This is a genomic window from Pseudomonas sp. S3E12, from assembly GCF_001702295.1.
GTDB classification, from domain to species: domain Bacteria; phylum Pseudomonadota; class Gammaproteobacteria; order Pseudomonadales; family Pseudomonadaceae; genus Aquipseudomonas; species Aquipseudomonas marginalis.
The window spans coordinates 683,846-699,639 of the sequence record NZ_MBDT01000005.1 but is presented as its reverse complement, the minus strand read 5'-3'; the positions used below and the strand labels follow the sequence as shown (position 1 = coordinate 699,639).

General features: G+C 62.0%; 16 protein-coding genes. 14 read left to right on the top strand and 2 right to left on the bottom strand.

The annotated features are described in order from the left end of the window. Positions 1-22: 22 nt before the first annotated feature. The 13 genes from BB029_RS08020 to pdeM all read left to right on the top strand — a co-directional run bounded on the left by BB029_RS08020 (position 23) and on the right by pdeM (position 14,237). Complete coding sequence (locus tag BB029_RS08020) at positions 23-493, top strand: YchJ family protein (protein WP_027604445.1); 471 nt, start codon at positions 23-25, stop codon at positions 491-493. Positions 494-512: 19 nt separating this feature from the next. Then, positions 513-995: an LEA type 2 family protein gene (locus BB029_RS08015; RefSeq protein ID WP_065938793.1), complete on the top strand. Its 483-nt coding sequence runs from the start codon at positions 513-515 to the stop codon at positions 993-995. Next, a complete protein-coding gene (locus BB029_RS31880) occupies positions 992-1,192 on the top strand; it encodes an SEC-C metal-binding domain-containing protein (protein WP_003189235.1) in 201 nt (66 codons plus the stop codon). The genes BB029_RS08015 and BB029_RS31880 overlap by 4 nt, the downstream gene beginning before the upstream one ends. 166 nt (positions 1,193-1,358) lie before the next feature. Next, positions 1,359-3,800 carry a penicillin acylase family protein gene (locus BB029_RS08010; protein ID WP_065938792.1) on the top strand — a complete coding sequence of 814 codons (2,442 nt, stop codon included), beginning with the start codon at positions 1,359-1,361 and terminating at the stop codon, positions 3,798-3,800. A gap of 201 nt (positions 3,801-4,001) precedes the next feature. Beyond that, on the top strand, positions 4,002-5,006 hold the full coding sequence (locus BB029_RS08005) for a ligase-associated DNA damage response exonuclease (RefSeq protein WP_065938791.1): 1,005 nt from the start codon (positions 4,002-4,004) through the stop codon (positions 5,004-5,006). Continuing rightward, positions 5,003-6,637: an ATP-dependent DNA ligase gene (locus BB029_RS08000; RefSeq protein WP_065938790.1), complete on the top strand. Its 1,635-nt coding sequence runs from the start codon at positions 5,003-5,005 to the stop codon at positions 6,635-6,637. The genes BB029_RS08005 and BB029_RS08000 overlap by 4 nt, the downstream gene beginning before the upstream one ends. Before the next feature lie 233 nt (positions 6,638-6,870). Further along, a complete protein-coding gene (locus BB029_RS07995; RefSeq protein WP_027604451.1) occupies positions 6,871-7,650 on the top strand; it encodes a transporter substrate-binding domain-containing protein in 780 nt (259 codons plus the stop codon). Between the two features lie 57 nt (positions 7,651-7,707). After that, positions 7,708-8,436, top strand: a complete 729-nt coding sequence (locus BB029_RS07990; protein WP_065926441.1) for an ABC transporter permease — start codon at positions 7,708-7,710, stop codon at positions 8,434-8,436. Then, positions 8,433-9,143 (top strand): ABC transporter permease, encoded by a 711-nt coding sequence (locus BB029_RS07985; RefSeq protein ID WP_065938789.1) that lies wholly within the window; start codon positions 8,433-8,435, stop codon positions 9,141-9,143. The genes BB029_RS07990 and BB029_RS07985 overlap by 4 nt, the downstream gene beginning before the upstream one ends. 9 nt (positions 9,144-9,152) lie before the next feature. Further along, complete coding sequence (locus BB029_RS07980; RefSeq protein WP_065938788.1) at positions 9,153-10,271, top strand: succinylglutamate desuccinylase/aspartoacylase family protein; 1,119 nt, start codon at positions 9,153-9,155, stop codon at positions 10,269-10,271. A gap of 13 nt (positions 10,272-10,284) precedes the next feature. Further along, on the top strand, positions 10,285-11,049 hold the full coding sequence (locus BB029_RS07975) for an ABC transporter ATP-binding protein (RefSeq protein ID WP_016973168.1): 765 nt from the start codon (positions 10,285-10,287) through the stop codon (positions 11,047-11,049). Positions 11,050-11,106: 57 nt separating this feature from the next. Then, a complete protein-coding gene (locus BB029_RS07970; protein WP_065938787.1) occupies positions 11,107-13,587 on the top strand; it encodes a ligase-associated DNA damage response DEXH box helicase in 2,481 nt (826 codons plus the stop codon). Then, entirely contained in the window at positions 13,587-14,237 is a 651-nt protein-coding gene (gene pdeM, locus BB029_RS07965; RefSeq protein WP_065938786.1) for a ligase-associated DNA damage response endonuclease PdeM, read from the top strand. The genes BB029_RS07970 and pdeM overlap by 1 nt, the downstream gene beginning before the upstream one ends. A gap of 15 nt (positions 14,238-14,252) precedes the next feature. On the opposite strand, the gene BB029_RS07960 is transcribed toward pdeM, so the two are convergent. After that, positions 14,253-14,453, bottom strand: a complete 201-nt coding sequence (locus BB029_RS07960) for a hypothetical protein (protein WP_027604457.1) — start codon at positions 14,451-14,453, stop codon at positions 14,253-14,255. Between the two features lie 107 nt (positions 14,454-14,560). Further along, positions 14,561-15,127 (bottom strand): dCTP deaminase, encoded by a 567-nt coding sequence (gene dcd / locus BB029_RS07955; protein ID WP_003172320.1) that lies wholly within the window; start codon positions 15,125-15,127, stop codon positions 14,561-14,563. Positions 15,128-15,516: 389 nt separating this feature from the next. Here dcd and BB029_RS07950 point away from each other — a divergent pair, with 389 nt between their 5' ends. Then, positions 15,517-15,726 (top strand): cold-shock protein, encoded by a 210-nt coding sequence (locus tag BB029_RS07950; protein WP_002554837.1) that lies wholly within the window; start codon positions 15,517-15,519, stop codon positions 15,724-15,726. The last annotated feature ends 68 nt before the right edge of the window (positions 15,727-15,794 follow it).

The window sequence follows — 15,794 nt, the reverse complement described above, 5'->3', positions numbered from 1 at the left end:
AACGTGTATTGGTGGTAACCCGATGAGTACATCCATTTGCCCCTGCGGCAGTGGCAACCTGCTGGATGCCTGCTGCGGCCATTATCACGCCGGGCACCCGGCACCCTGCGCCAGCGCCCTGATGCGTTCACGCTACAGTGCCTATGTGCTGGGCCTGGTGGACTATCTGGTCGCCACCACTTTGCCCGCGCAACAGGCTGGCCTGGACCGTGAGGCCATCGGTGCCTGGAGCGCCCAGAGCACCTGGCTCGGCCTGGAGGTTGAAAGTTCCGAGGTGTTCGGCGGCCAGCCGGAACACGCCTTCGTGACCTTCACCGCACGCTGGCATGACAGCACCGGCGAACATAGCCACCGCGAGCAGTCTTCTTTCGTACAGAATGAAGGGCGCTGGTACTTCATCGACCCCACGGTGGAAGTGAAAACCGGACGCAACGATGCGTGCCTGTGCGGCAGTGGGCAAAAATTCAAGAAGTGTTGTTCCAGCTATCTCTAACTACCACAGGATTCACGCCATGCTTCGGATCTACAGCTTGATGCTGGCGTTAACCTTCGGCCTGAGCGGTTGCGCCTCCTGGTTCGAAGACGATTCGCCCCCGCCCCACGTTTCCCTGGTGAAAGTCGAAGTGGTGCGGGCCAAGCTGCTGGAGCAGAAATTCAAGCTGTACTTTCGCGTGGATAACCGCGACGACTCTGACCTGACCGTGCGCGGGCTGATCTACAAGGTCACCCTGAATGATTTTGTGCTCACCGAAGGCGAGTCCAATGAATGGCTGACGGTACCGCCCAAGGGCCATGCATTTTTCAAGGTGTCGGTGCGCACCAACCTCTGGCCGCAGATACGCGACGTGGTGCAACTGCTGAAAAAACCCGACCAGCCTGTGCCGTATCGTCTGGAGGGTGAACTGAAAACCGGATTATTCATCGGTTATGACGTGCAGGTGAACCACAATGGCGAGATAATCCCGGGCGATTTTATTCCGGAGCGACATCGATGACTCAGCAACCCCATGTCCATGGTCCTGACTGCAACCACGATCATGATCACCATGATCACGACCACGGCCATGTCCACGGCCCGAACTGCGGCCACGCTCACCAGGAGCCGGTGCGCAATGCGTTGAAGGACGTTGGCCGTAACGATCCTTGCCCGTGCGGCAGTGAGAAAAAATTCAAGAAGTGCCACGGCGCGTAAGGCGCGCAGAAGGGCAAGGTGGGAGGGCACAAGCCCCCTCCCACACTGATTTTCGCCAGGCTTAAGTTCAAGCACTCATGTGTTTACACAACTCCTGCTTGCGTCGTTTCACCGCGCTCACTAACGTAGCGCCTTTACTGACGCTACCCCCCGCAGGAGCTTTGCCATGGCCTCGCCAGCCCTCTCACATTTTCTTCCCCGGTTCGGCGTTGCCGCGGCAGTGGCCAGTGCATTAAGCCTGGCCGGTTGCCAGCTCCAGAGCACCCAGGACACCCTGCCGCCAGTGGCCGGCGTGCAGCCGATCAAGGGCCTCGCACAGAATGTTTCGATACGCCGCAACGCCCAGGGCATGCCGCTGATCGAAAGCAACACTTTCCACGACGCGCTGTTCAGCCTCGGTTATGTACACGCCAGTGACCGTATCACCCAGATGGTCACCCTGCGCCTGCTGGCCCAGGGCCGCCTGGCTGAAATGTCCGGGCCTGAGGTGCTGGATGTTGACCGCTTCATGCGTGCGGTCAACCTGAAGAAAAGCGCGGGCGAGCTGTATAACGCCTCGTCGCCGCGCCTCAAGCGCTTCTTCGAAGTGTATGCCCGTGGCGTCAACGCCTACCTTTTCCGCTACCGCGACAAGCTGCCGCCGGACCTGGCCCAGACGGGCTACAAGCCTGAGTACTGGAAGCCGGAAGATTCGGCGCTGCTGTTCTGCCTGCTGAATTTCAGCGAGTCGGCCAACCTGCAGGAAGAGCTGGCGTCGTTGCTGCTGGCGCAAAAGGTCGGCGTGGACAAACTCGCCTGGCTGACACCGAGCGCGCCGGATGAGCCGATCCCCCTGGCCGAAGCCGAAAAACTCAAGGGCGTGAACCTCAGCCAGATCACCGGCCTGGCCGGGCTGGACGCGGTCAGCCAGCAATTGAGCAGCCTCAACTCGCTGGCGGTTACCACGTCGAGCAACTGGGCCATCGGCCCGCAACGCAGTCGCAGCGGCAAGAGCCTGCTGGCAGGCGACCTCGCCGCCCAGCCGCAGGCGCCGTCACCGTGGAACTACGTGCAGATTCGCGCACCGAAATACCAGGCCGTCGGCGCCTCGATTGCCGGCCTGCCGACCCTGTTGTCCGGTTTCAACGGCAATGTGGCGTGGAGTATGAGCACGGTCAAGGGCGATACCCAGGACCTGTTCCTGGAGAAGGTCAAACGCCAGGGCAGCGCGTTGTACTACGAGAACAACGGAAAATGGCTGCCGGCAGCGGTGCGTAATGAAACCTTCTTCGTCAAGGGTCAACGCTCGATTCGCGAAGTGGTGTACGAAACCCGCCACGGCGCCTTGCTCAACAGCAGCCAGGCCCTGACCAGCGGTTTTGGCCTGGCCCTGCAAACCGCCGACTTCAAGGATGACAAGAGCCTCGACGCGTTCTTCGACCTGTCCCGCGCGCAAAACGCCGGCAAGGCCTCGGACGCGACCCGCAACATCCGCGCCATTGCCTTGAACATGGTCTTCGCCGACGCCGGCAGCATTGGCTGGCAGGTCACCGGCCGTTTCCCCAACCGCCGCGAAGGCGAAGGCCTGCTGCCCTCGCCCGGTTGGGATACGCGCTTTGACTGGGACGGTTACGCCGACGCGATGCTGCACCCCTATGACCAGGACCCGGCCCAAGGCTGGATCGGCACCGCCAACCAACGCACCGCGCCGCGCGGCTACGGCATGCAGTTATCCAACTCCTGGGATGCGCCGGAGCGCAGCGAGCGCCTGGCGCAACTGGCCAATGCAGGCAAGCACGACAGCCGCAGCATGATCGCCATGCAATACGACCAGACCACCACCTTCGCCGCCAAGCTCAAGACCATGTTCCAGGCGCCGGGCATGGCCCAGCCCTTGAAGCAGGCGATTGATGCGTTGCCAGCCCCCGAGCAGGCCAAGGCTCGGGAAGCACTGAAGCGCCTGATGGCGTTCGACGGTCGCCTGGTGTCGACGTCCGCCGACGCGGCGCTCTACGAACTGTTCCTGCAGGAAAGCACCCGGCAGATCTTCCTCGACGAACTGGGGCCGGAAAACAGTGCCAGCTGGAAAGCCTTTGTCAGCAACGCCAACCTGTCCTATGCCGCCCAGGCCGACCACCTGCTGGGCCGCGAAGACAGCCCGTTCTGGGACGACGTGCGCACCGCGCAGAAAGAAGACAAACCCGCCATCCTCGCCCGCAGCCTGGCCGCCGCGATCAGCGCTGGCGAGAGCCAACTGGGTGCTGACCACAAGGCCTGGCAGTGGGGCAAGCTGCACAGCACCACCTGGAAAAACACCAGTGGCCAAGTGATTCGCGGCCCGCTGGCGTCCGGTGGCGACCACAACACCTTGAACCCGGCACCGTACAGCTGGGGCCAGGACTTCAACACCACCCAGGTGCCGGCGCTGCGCATGATCGTCGACTTCGGCCAGGTGGAGCCGATGATGGGCCAGGGTGGCATCGGCCAGTCCGGCAACCCGGCCAGCCCGAACTACGCCAATGGCATCGACCCGTCGCTCAAGGCGCAATACCTGAGCTTCCCGATGCAGCCGCAGAACTTCGAGAAGGTGTATGGGAAGGCCAGGTTGACCCTGACCCCAGGCAAGTGACCTGACTTCTACCTGACAAAACCTGATCCAAATGTGGGAGGGGGCTTGCCCCCGATAGCGGTGTGTCAGTCACCGATGTTTTGACTGAACCACTGCTATCGGGGGAAAGCCCCCTCCCACATTTGGACGGCATGCATTCCGATAGAACTTCTGCGCTCGCCCCCGCCTCATACCTGATAAGCCCATCGCCCCGGTCACCCCATGGACCTTGTCATCGCCCGGCCCGAAGGCCTCTACTGCCCCGCCGGAGATTTCTACATCGATCCCTGGCGCCCCGTGGAACGCTCCGTCATCACCCACGCCCACGGCGACCACGCCCGCACGGGCAATCAACACTATTTGGCTGCCGCCCCTGGCGAAGGCATCCTGCGCTCGCGCCTGGGCCAGGACATCAACCTGCAAACCCTGGCCTATGGCGAAAAACTCGTCCACCACGGCGTGACCCTGAGCTTCCATCCGGCCGGGCATGTACTTGGCTCGGCCCAGGTGCGCCTCGAGTACCAGGGCGAAGTCTGGGTGGCGTCCGGCGATTACAAAGTGGAGCCGGACGGCACCTGCGCGCCCTTCGAACCGGTGCGTTGCCATACCTTTATCACCGAATCCACCTTCGGCCTGCCGATCTACCGCTGGCAGCCCCAGGCGCAGATCTTCGCCGGGATCAACGACTGGTGGCAGGGCAATATTGCCGCCGGCAAAGCCAGTGTGTTGTTCTGTTATTCCTTCGGCAAAGCCCAACGCATCCTGCATGGCATCGACGCCAGCATCGGCCCGATCCTCAGCCATGGCGCGGTCGAGCCGCTGAACCGGGTTTATCGCGAGGCCGGCATTTATATTCCCGAAACCCTCTACGCCGGCGAATTCAAAAAGACCGACCCATTGCTGCGCCAGGCCCTGATCATCGCGCCGCCTTCCGCCGGTGGCAGCAGTTGGATCAAGCGCTTCGGCGACTACAGCGATGCCTTCGCCAGCGGCTGGATGCGCCTGCGCGGTACCCGGCGGCGGCGCGGGGTGGACCGGGGGTTCGTGCTGTCGGACCACGCCGACTGGCCCGGGCTGCTGTGGGCGATCGAACAAACCGGGGCCGAACGGGTGATGGTCACCCACGGCTCCGTCGGGGTATTGGTACGCCACCTGCGGGAAAAAGGCCTGGATGCCCAGGGCTTCACCACCGAATACGGTGATGACGAAGAGGAGGCCACGGCATGAAAGCCTTCGCCGAGCTGTACGCCAACCTCGACGCCACCACCTCCAGCAATGCCAAGCTCACGGCCCTGCAAGCCTACTTCCTGCAAGCGCCGCCTGAAGACGCTGCGTGGGCGGTGTATTTCCTGTCCGGCGGACGACCGCGACAATTGGTACCGACGCGTCTGCTGCGGGACATGGCCACCGAAGCATCCGGCATCGAGCCGTGGCTGTTTGAAGAAAGCTACCAATCGGTAGGCGACCTGGCCGAGACGATTTCCCTGCTCCTGCCGGAATCCACCTACACCTCGGAGGACGGCCTCGCCGTGTGGCTGGAAGAAAAACTCCTGCCGCTGCGTGGCCTGTCGCCCCTGGACCTGGCCGAACGGTTACCGGCGTTATGGGCGCAACTGGACCAGCCGAGTCTCATGGTGTGTATCAAGTTGATCACCGGCAGCTTTCGCGTCGGCGTGTCCAAATTGCTGGTCACCCGCGCGCTCGCGGCCATGGCCGACCTCGACAGCAAGCGCGTCGCGCAGCGATTGGTGGGCTACACCGATTTATCCAACCGACCGACAGCCGAAGGCTACCTCAAGCTGATCGCCGCCGAATCATCCGACGAGCATGCGCAACGGGGCGGACAGCCTTATCCGTTTTTTCTCGCTCACGGGCTGGCGCAACCGGTGGAGCAATTCGACGCCTTGCTCGGTTCCCCCGCCGACTGGCAGGTGGAATGGAAGTGGGACGGCATTCGCGCGCAGCTGGTCAAGCGCGAAGGCCGGCTGTGGATCTGGTCGCGGGGCGAAGAGCTGGTGACCGAGCGCTTCCCCGAACTGCACAGCCTGGTCAGTGGTTTGCCCGATGGCACGGTGATTGATGGCGAGATCGTGGTGTGGAAGGACTCGGTACAACCCTTTGCCCTTTTGCAGCAGCGCATTGGTCGCAAGACCCTGAGCAAAAAAGTGCTCGACGATGCCCCGGTTGCGCTCCTCGCCTATGACCTGCTGGAACATCAGGGCGACGACTGGCGCAACCACCCCCAGGCCGAACGTCGCGCCCAGCTGGAACAGGTGATTGCCCAGTGCAACCAACCCGTGTTGCAGCCCTCGCCCCTGCTGACGGGCGCCACATGGCAGGACCTGGCACTGCAACGCGAAGCCTCCCGTAGCCTCAGCGTGGAAGGCATGATGCTCAAGGCTCGCGACGGCCTGTACGGCGTGGGCCGCACCAAGGACATGGGCCTGTGGTGGAAGTGGAAAGTCGACCCCTTCAGTGTCGATGCGGTGTTGATCTACGCCCAACGCGGCCATGGCCGGCGCGCCAGCCTCTACAGCGACTACACCTTCGCCGTATGGGATGGCCCGCCCGGCAGTGAACGCACGCTGGTGCCCTTCGCCAAGGCCTATTCAGGGCTGACCGACGAAGAAATGCGCAAGGTCGACGCCATCGTGCGCAAGACCACCGTGGAGAAGTTCGGCCCGGTCAGCAGCGTGACGCCCAGCATGGTGTTCGAGCTGGGGTTTGAAGGCATTGCCCTGTCCAAACGGCACAAGAGCGGGATTGCGGTGCGCTTTCCGCGGATGTTGCGTTGGCGCCAGGACAAGGCGGTGGATGAGGCGGATAGCCTTGCCACCCTGCAGGACTTACTGGCCTGACCCAGAACACCGCCCCTCCACAATTGGATCGCCAAATGTTCCGAAATAGTGCGCTCGATTTTCAATGCCCATTTTCGGGCATCTCCTACACTCATGACTCCCTTGTCCCACCTTTTAAAACGCTCATTCGGAACTATGGTGCAGAAATTGCTACTCGTGATCCGTCTGATACCGTTCAGTAACAGTCCTAAAACGCGCCACAAGCGCTTATCTTGGTTTCCAGGGATTAAATAATGAAAAAAGCATTGCTGACCCTTTCTGCACTGGCTCTGTGCATGGCCGCCGGTACCGCGCTGGCCAAGGAATACAAGGAACTGCGTTTTGGTGTCGATCCGTCCTACGCACCGTTCGAATCCAAGGCGGCCGATGGCAGCCTCGTGGGCTTCGATATCGACCTGGGCAATGCGATCTGCGCCGAACTGAAAGTGAAGTGCAAGTGGGTCGAAAGTGACTTTGACGGCATGATTCCAGGCCTCAAAGCCAACAAGTTCGACGGTGTGATCTCGTCCATGACCGTGACCCCGGTGCGCGAGAAGGCCATCGATTTCTCCAGCGAACTGTTCTCCGGCCCGACCTCGCTGGTGTTCAAGAAAGGCGCGGGGTACTCGACACCAGAGTCCCTCAAGGGCAAATCCGTAGGCTACGAGCAAGGCACCATCCAGGAAGCCTACGCCAAGGCGGTACTGGATAAAGCCGGCGTGACCACCAAGGCCTACGCCAACCAGGACCAGGTTTACGCCGACCTGACCTCCGGTCGTCTCGACGCTTCCGTGCAGGACATGCTGCAGGCCGAACTGGGCTTCCTGAAGTCTCCGGCCGGTGCCGGCTATGAAGTCAGCGCCGCCATCGATGACCCATTGCTGCCATCGAAAACCGCCATCGGTATCAAAAAAGGTAACACTGAACTGAAGGCCCTTTTGGATAAAGGTATCAAAGCGTTACACGATGATGGCACCTACGCCACCATCCAGAAGAAACACTTTGGCGATCTGAACCTATACAGCGGCAAATAATGCCTGGGGCGCCCCTCCTGTGGAGGGGCGCTTTTTTATCGCCATAGGTCCTGATTTATGTTCGAAGAACTGTTGCAAACCCTCGGGCTGAGCGCACTCAGCCTGAAGGGTTTCGGCCCGTTGTTGCTGCAAGGCACCTGGATGACCATCAAGTTATCGGTGCTGTCCCTGGTCGTCAGCGTATTGCTGGGCCTGCTCGGCGCCAGCGCCAAACTTTCCAGCCTGCCCTTCCTGCGCATCCCCGCCCAGCTCTACACCACCCTGATTCGCGGTGTCCCCGACCTGGTGCTGATGCTGCTGATTTTCTACAGCCTGCAAACCTGGCTCACCGGCCTGACTGACTTCATGGAATGGGAATACATCGAGATCGACCCATTCAGCGCCGGGGTGATTACCCTGGGCTTTATCTACGGTGCTTATTTCACCGAGACGTTTCGCGGCGCGATCCTCGCCGTGCCCCGTGGCCAGCTCGAAGCCGCCACGGCCTATGGCCTCAAGCGCGGGCAACGCTTTCGCTACGTGACCTTCCCGCAGATGATGCGCTTTGCCCTGCCGGGTATCGGCAACAACTGGATGGTAATGCTCAAGGCCACGGCCCTGGTGTCGATCATCGGTCTGGCGGACCTGGTCAAGGCCGCCCAGGATGCGGGCAAAAGCACCTACCAACTGTTCTACTTCCTGGTGCTCGCCGCGCTGATCTACCTGTTGATCACCAGCGCGTCCAACTTCGTCCTGCGTCGTCTTGAACGTCGCTACTCCGCAGGCTCACGGGAGGCGGTGCGATGATCGAACTCTTGCAGGAATACTGGCGTCCCTTCCTCTATAGCGACGGCCAGCACATCACCGGCCTGGCCATGACCCTGTGGTTGCTCAGCGCCGCCCTGGTCATCGGCTTTGTGGTGTCGATCCCGCTGTCCATCGCCCGTGTATCGCGCAACCCGCTGGTACGCTGGCCGGTGCAGTTCTACACCTACCTGTTCCGTGGCACGCCGCTCTATATCCAGTTGCTGATCTGCTACACCGGCATCTACAGCATCGCCGCCGTACGCGAACAACCGCTGCTGGATGCGTTCTTTCGCGATGCGATGAACTGCACGATCCTGGCCTTCGCCCTCAACACCTGCGCCTACACCACGGAGATTTTCGCCGGGGCCATCCGCAGCATGGCCCACGGCGAAGTCGAGGCGGCCAAGGCCTACGGTTTAAGCGGCTGGAAGTTGTACGCCTACGTCATCATGCCCTCGGCGTTGCGCCGTTCGTTGCCCTACTACAGCAACGAAGTGATCTTGATGCTGCACTCGACCACGGTAGCGTTTACCGCGACGATCCCGGACATCCTCAAGGTGGCGCGGGACGCCAACTCGGCCACGTTCATGACGTTCCAATCATTCGGCGTCGCCGCGCTGATCTACCTGACCGTGACCTTCGCCCTGGTCGGTCTGTTTCGTCTGGCGGAGCGCCGCTGGCTGGCGTTTCTCGGGCCCAGCCATTAAGGAGCCTTCATGCGTCATCAGGTACACGATCTGGTCGCGCCGGTGCCAGGCACGGCGCGGCAGATTCACAGTTTCCACTTCGGCCCCGAACATGCCGAAGGCAAGGTCTATATCCAGTCATCGCTGCATGCCGATGAACTGCCGGGCATGCTGGTGGCCTGGCACCTGAAAGTGCGCCTGGCCGAGTTGGCGGCAGCCGGGCGGTTACTGAGCGAGATCGTGCTGGTGCCCATCGCCAATCCGGCAGGCCTGGAGCAGGTGTTGATGGACACCCCGCTGGGCCGCTACGAGTTGGAAAGCGGACAGAACTTCAATCGCCTATTTGTCGACCTCAGCGAAGAAGTGGGCGACCAGGTCGAAGCGTTGCTCGGGGATGATCCCCGGCACAACGTCGAGCTGATCCGTGCCGCGTTGAGCACCGCCCTCGCCGGGCAAACCGCCGCGACCCAATTGCACGCCCAGCGGCTGGTGCTGCAACGCCTGGCCTGCGATGCCGACATGGTGCTGGACCTGCATTGCGACTTCGAAGCCGTGGCGCACCTCTACACCACGCCCGAGGCCTGGCCGCAGGTGGAACCGCTGGCGCGCTATATCGGCTCCGAGGCCAACTTGCTGGCCACGGACTCCGGCGGACAATCCTTCGATGAGTGTTTCACCCTGGTGTGGTGGCAGTTGCAGCAACGCTTTGGCGCGCGCTTCCCGATCCCCATGGGCAGCTTTTCGGTGACCGTCGAACTGCGTGGCCAGGGCGACGTCAACCATGGGTTGGCCGCCCTCGACTGCCAGGCAATCATCGACTACCTGATTCACTTCGGCGCGATTGCCGGCGACGCCGCACCGCTGCCCGAGCTGCCCTACCCCGCCACGCCGCTGGCGGGCGTCGAACCCGTGGCAACGCCGGTGGGCGGCCTGCTGGTGTTCAGCGCCCTTCCCGGCGAATACCTGGAAGCCGGGCAACTGATCGCCGAAATCATCGACCCCATTACCGATCGCGTAACGCCCGTGCACTGCCAGAAGGCCGGCCTGCTTTACGCCCGTTCGCTGCGCCGCATGGCCACTGCCGGGATGGTCATCGGCCATGTCGCCGGCACCGAGGCCTACCGCAGCGGCTATCTACTTTCGCCTTGAGGATGCACGCCCCATGTACAAATTGACCGTTGAAGGCCTGCATAAAAGCTATGGCGACAATGAGGTGCTCAAAGGTGTCTCGCTCAAGGCCAGGACCGGTGATGTGATCAGCCTGATCGGCGCCAGCGGCTCGGGCAAAAGCACCTTTTTGCGTTGCATCAACTTCCTGGAAACCCCCAACGACGGCGCCATGACCCTCGACGGCCAGCCGATCCGCATGGTCAGCGACCGCCACGGCATGCGCGTGGCCGACGATGCCGAACTGCAGCGCCTGCGCACGCGACTGGCGATGGTGTTCCAGCATTTCAACCTGTGGAGCCATATGAGCGTGCTGGAAAACATCACCATGGCCCCGCGCCGGGTGCTGGGTTGCAGCAAAAAGGACGCTGAAGACCGTGCCCGTCGCTACCTGGACAAGGTGGGTTTACCGGCACGGGTGGCGGACCAATACCCGGCGTTCCTGTCCGGTGGCCAGCAACAACGGGTGGCCATCGCCCGCGCCCTGGCCATGGAGCCGGAAGTGATGCTGTTCGACGAACCCACCTCGGCCCTCGACCCGGAGCTGGTGGGTGAAGTGTTGAAGGTGATCCAGGGCCTGGCCGAGGAAGGCCGCACCATGATCATGGTGACCCACGAAATGAGCTTTGCGCGCAAGGTATCCAGCCAGGTGCTGTTCCTGCACAAGGGCCTGGTGGAAGAGCAAGGCGCGCCGGAGGATGTGCTGGGCAATCCGAAGAGCGAGCGCCTGCAACAGTTCCTGAGCGGCAATTTGAAGTAAACCTTTGCGACGCCTGGAGGGTCTGTGGAATAGACCCTCCAGAGCGTTCGCGGCCCCATGGCAAAACCCCTCGACTTCGCCAAAACGTGGTTTGCCGCCAAAGGCTGGAAGCCGTTCGCTTTCCAGAAAGACGTATGGACGGCGGTCAAGGACGGCCGCTCGGGCTTGCTGCACGCCAGCACCGGCGCCGGCAAAACCTACGCCCTGTGGTTTGCCGCCCTCAACCGTTTCGCGATCACCCGGCCGCCTCCCACCGGTAAACGCAAACCGCTGGCTGAGCCACTGACCGTGCTGTGGATCACGCCCATGCGTGCGTTGGCCGCCGACACCGCACGCGCCCTCGAAGCGCCGCTCGAGGCCTTGCAGATTCCCTGGAGCGTCGGCCTGCGCACCGGCGATACCAGCAGCAGCGAGCGTGCCCGGCAAACCCGACGCCAGCCCACCGCCCTGGTCACCACCCCGGAAAGCCTGACCCTGATGCTCGCCCGCGCCGACAGCGAAACGAGCCTGGCGCACCTGCGCATGGTGGTGGTGGATGAATGGCATGAGCTGATCGGCAACAAACGCGGCGTGCAGTTGCAGCTGGCGTTGGCGCGGCTGCGGCGTTGGCATCCCGAACTGATGGTGTGGGGCATTTCGGCCACCCTCGGTAACCAGTCCCACGCCCTGGAAGTGCTGGTCCCACAAGGGGACGGGATTAATGTGCAGGGACAAACGGCCAAGCAGTTGCACGTCGACACCTTGCTGCCGCCCATCGCCGAGCGGTTTCCGTGGGCTGGGCATATCGGCTTGAAGATGCTGCCGCAGGTGGTGGCCGAGGTCGACGCCAGCAGCAGTTGCCTGGTGTTTACCAACACGCGGGCGCAGTCGGAAATCTGGTATCAGGCGCTGCTCGATGCACGCCCGGATTGGGCCGGGGTGATTGCCCTGCACCATGGTTCGCTGGCCCGCGAGACCCGCGACTGGGTGGAGCGGGCGTTGAAAGACGGTCAGCTCAAGGCGGTGGTGTGCACATCCAGCCTGGACCTGGGGGTGGATTTTTTGCCGGTGGAGCGCGTGCTGCAAATCGGCTCGGCCAAAGGCGTGGCGCGCCTGATGCAACGCGCCGGGCGCTCCGGCCATGCACCCGGACGGCCGTCGCGGGTGACCCTGGTGCCGACCCACAGCCTGGAACTGGTGGAAGCCGCTGCGGCCCAGGACGCCATTGCAGCGCGGCGCATCGAAGCCCGCGAATCGCCCCACAAGCCGTTGGATGTGCTCGTACAACATTTGGTGAGCATGGCCCTCGGCGGTGGCTTTACGCCGCAGGCGCTGCTGGCGGAGGTCCGTGGCGCTTGGGCCTATCGTGACCTCAGCGAGGCCGATTGGGCCTGGGCCCTGGGTTTTGTACGGCATGGCGGCTTATCGCTGACCGCTTACCCGGATTACCGCCGCGTTGAGCCGGACGAGCACGGCATCTGGCGCGTCCCGGATGCCCGGCTTGCGCGCCGCCATCGCATGAGCGTGGGCACCATTGTCAGTGACGCCAGCATCCAGCTGAAATTCTGGAGCAAAGGCGGCGGTGGCAAGAACCTGGGCAGTGTCGAGGAAGGTTTTATCGCACGCCTCAAGCCGGGTGATGGTTTCCTGTTTGCCGGTCGCCTGCTGGAACTGGTGCGGGTGGAAAACATGACCGCCTATGTGCGCCGCAGCAGCGCCAAAAAAGCTGCCGTACCCCGCTGGAATGGCGGGCGCATGCCCCTTTCCAACGAGCTGGCCCAAGCCGTGGTGGAGCGCTTCGATGCGGCCGCGCACGGGGTCTACGAGGGGCCGGAAATGCGGGCTGTGCAAACCCTGCTGCAGACACAGTTGCGCTGGTCCGGCTTGCCGACACGCGAACACTTGCTGGCCGAAGCATTGAAATCGCGGGAGGGCTGGCACCTGTTCCTCTACCCGTTTGCCGGCCGCCAGGTGCACCTGGGGCTGGCGAGTCTGCTGGCCTGGCGGATCAGCCAGCAGCAGCCTGTGACCTTCTCGATTGCCGTCAACGATTATGGTTTGGAGTTGCTCAGCGCCACCGAGGTGGATTGGCCACGCTTGCTGAATGGGGCGCTGCTGAGCCCGAAGCAGTTGCTGGCAGACGTAGCAGCCAGCCTGAACGCCGGGGAACTCGCCCTGCGCCGCTTTCGCGAGATTGCGCGTATCGCCGGGCTGGTGTTTGCCGGTTACCCCGGCGCGCCGAAAAGCACGCGGCAGGTGCAGGCATCCAGCGGGTTGTTCTTTGAAGTGTTCAAGCAATATGACCCGCAAAACCTGTTGCTGGCCCAGGCGGGGGAAGAAGTCCTGCGCGACGAATTGGATATTCGTCGGTTGGAAGAGACCTTGCTTCGCCTCTCGGCGCTGACACTGGACGTGCATAGGATCGAACGTCCTACGCCCCTGGCCTTCCCACTGCTGGTAGAACGGATGCGCGAAAGCATGAGTTCGGAAAAACTCTCGGAGCGCATTGCGCGGATGGTCAAGGACTTGGAAAAAGTCGCCGATAACGGCAAACGCTGATGGTGTGCTCAGTGACGCTGGAGGGCGAAGAGCTGTGGCTGTTGGCGGATAAGGCGCTCTACTGGCCAGCGCGCCAGTGCCTGCTGATCGCCGATGCACACTTTGGCAAGGCATCGGCCTATCGCAGCCTGGGCCAGCCGGTACCGCAAGGCACCACCACCGAGAACCTGCAGCGCCTGGATCGGCTGTTGGCGGCTGTGCCGTGCGCCCAGGTGATCTTTCTCGGCGATTTCCTCCACGGGCCCGGCTCCCACGCCAGCGGCACCCTCAGCGCCTTGAGAGCCTGGCGAGCACGTCATTGCGAACTGTCGATGACCTTGATTCGCGGTAATCACGATAAACGCGCAGGCGACCCACCGGCTGACTTGAACATCGAAGTGGTCCCGGAGCCCCTATTGATGGGCCCTTTCGCCCTGCAACACGAACCGCACGCCCATGCCAGCCACCATGTGCTGGCGGGGCATGTGCACCCGGTCTATCGCTTGCGCGGCAAGGGCCGGCAGAGCCTGCGCCTGCCGTGTTTCCAATTCGGCACACGCGTCAGCCTGCTGCCGGCGTTTGGGGCGTTTACCGGGGGGCATACGGTGGAGCAGGACAATGACCGCCGAATCTTTGTCATCGGCGATCACCAGGTGTGGCAGGTTCGCTGACCGGCCTTGCGGGTATCAGGCGACCGGTGCGGGAGGCGGCTCGTCCGGAAGGGTCGGCTCACCGGGCTCGGTGGGCTGCTGTGGCCAATCTTCATCGGGTTGGCCGGGGATGCCGCCTGCATAGGCGGGATCAGCCATCAGGGACCAGGCCAGAACGCCAATCTGGTTGGGTTCAAGCCGGGCAAGTTCTGCGCTGATTCGCGGGTCAATCTTCATAAGGCACTCCTCAAGCGTGGCTCGGTGCGTTTTGCACGCACCGAGGCAGTACACCCAATAGAGTCACTTTCTGCGGACTAATTCCCTTTACGCGTAGGACCTTTCGATCAAGCGCGTGGCAGGGTGACGCCACGCTGGCCCTGGTACTTGCCGGCGCGGTCTTTGTAGGACACTTCACAGGCCTCGTCAGACTGCAGGAACAGCATCTGCGCCACGCCTTCATTGGCGTAGATCTTCGCCGGCAGAGTGGTGGTGTTGGAGAACTCCAGGGTCACGTGGCCTTCCCACTCAGGCTCAAGTGGGGTCACGTTGACGATAATGCCGCAGCGCGCGTAGGTGCTTTTACCCAGGCAGATGGTCAGCACGTCGCGGGGAATACGGAAGAATTCCACGGTGCGTGCCAGGGCAAAGGAGTTCGGCGGGATAATGCACACGTCGCTTTTCACATCGACGAAGCTCTTTTCGTCGAAGTTCTTCGGATCGACGATCGCCGAGTTGATGTTGGTGAACACCTTGAACTCGTCGGCGCAGCGCACATCGTAGCCGTAGCTGGAAACGCCGTACGAGATCACACGGTCATCGCCTTCGCCACGAATCTGGCGCTCGACGAACGGTTCGATCATGCCGTGCTCTTGCGCCATGCGGCGAATCCACTTGTCCGATTTGATGCTCATGGCGGGTGTCCTGAATAGCGAGGTGGAAAAATTCTGTGGGGCATCTTACCGGGGCCGGCGTTGGGGTTCAAAGGGCGTCGGGCTTTTCTTGATGAACGCACCCGCTGCTATAAGGCGCAGCCAGCGGGGCCGGGACCCGCGTTGCCGCAACCGGTGTGTGTAAATACCACCGCCAGTCACGAAAATAGAGAAACCTTCGGAAATACCATTGGCACGTTCCGGAAAAAGGGTTAAGGTGGCGCCACTGTGCTGCTTGTGTCACTGAGAATCTCTACACGATATGTTGAATTTCGATCCAACCATCTCCAAGAATTTTTCCTGCTCTTTGCACTCAGTCTCGGCCAGGGCTTTTCCTGAGTCGCAGTTAACTTTGTCCAAGGAGATACACCATGTCTAATCGCCAAACTGGTACCGTTAAGTGGTTCAACGATGAAAAAGGCTTCGGCTTCATCACTCCACAATCCGGTGACGACCTGTTCGTTCACTTCAAAGCTATCCAATCCGACGGCTTCAAAAGCCTGAAAGAAGGCCAACAGGTTTCTTTCATCGCTACCCGCGGTCAGAAAGGCATGCAAGCTGAAGAAGTTCAAGTTATCTAACTTGTACTGACTCAGTCGAAAAGACCCCGCCCTTAAAAGCGGGGTTTTTTTATGCCTGGGATTTGGCA

Excerpts from the sequence above, each read along its gene's own strand:
- BB029_RS07985 (WP_065938789.1), top strand. The coding sequence starts at position 8,433 with ATGATCGAACTCTTGCAGGAATACTGGCGTCCCTTCCTCTATAGCGAC.
- BB029_RS07960 (WP_027604457.1), bottom strand. The coding sequence starts at position 14,453 with ATGAAGATTGACCCGCGAATCAGCGCAGAACTTGCCCGGCTTGAACCC.
- dcd (WP_003172320.1), bottom strand. The coding sequence starts at position 15,127 with ATGAGCATCAAATCGGACAAGTGGATTCGCCGCATGGCGCAAGAGCAC.
- pdeM (WP_065938786.1), top strand. The coding sequence starts at position 13,587 with ATGGTGTGCTCAGTGACGCTGGAGGGCGAAGAGCTGTGGCTGTTGGCG.
- BB029_RS07970 (WP_065938787.1), top strand. The coding sequence starts at position 11,107 with ATGGCAAAACCCCTCGACTTCGCCAAAACGTGGTTTGCCGCCAAAGGC.
- BB029_RS07995 (WP_027604451.1), top strand. The coding sequence starts at position 6,871 with ATGAAAAAAGCATTGCTGACCCTTTCTGCACTGGCTCTGTGCATGGCC.
- BB029_RS08010 (WP_065938792.1), top strand. The coding sequence starts at position 1,359 with ATGGCCTCGCCAGCCCTCTCACATTTTCTTCCCCGGTTCGGCGTTGCC.
- BB029_RS08020 (WP_027604445.1), top strand. The coding sequence starts at position 23 with ATGAGTACATCCATTTGCCCCTGCGGCAGTGGCAACCTGCTGGATGCC.
- BB029_RS08015 (WP_065938793.1), top strand. The coding sequence starts at position 513 with ATGCTTCGGATCTACAGCTTGATGCTGGCGTTAACCTTCGGCCTGAGC.
- BB029_RS07975 (WP_016973168.1), top strand. The coding sequence starts at position 10,285 with ATGTACAAATTGACCGTTGAAGGCCTGCATAAAAGCTATGGCGACAAT.
- BB029_RS08000 (WP_065938790.1), top strand. The coding sequence starts at position 5,003 with ATGAAAGCCTTCGCCGAGCTGTACGCCAACCTCGACGCCACCACCTCC.
- BB029_RS07950 (WP_002554837.1), top strand. The coding sequence starts at position 15,517 with ATGTCTAATCGCCAAACTGGTACCGTTAAGTGGTTCAACGATGAAAAA.
- BB029_RS31880 (WP_003189235.1), top strand. The coding sequence starts at position 992 with ATGACTCAGCAACCCCATGTCCATGGTCCTGACTGCAACCACGATCAT.
- BB029_RS07990 (WP_065926441.1), top strand. The coding sequence starts at position 7,708 with ATGTTCGAAGAACTGTTGCAAACCCTCGGGCTGAGCGCACTCAGCCTG.
- BB029_RS08005 (WP_065938791.1), top strand. The coding sequence starts at position 4,002 with ATGGACCTTGTCATCGCCCGGCCCGAAGGCCTCTACTGCCCCGCCGGA.
- BB029_RS07980 (WP_065938788.1), top strand. The coding sequence starts at position 9,153 with ATGCGTCATCAGGTACACGATCTGGTCGCGCCGGTGCCAGGCACGGCG.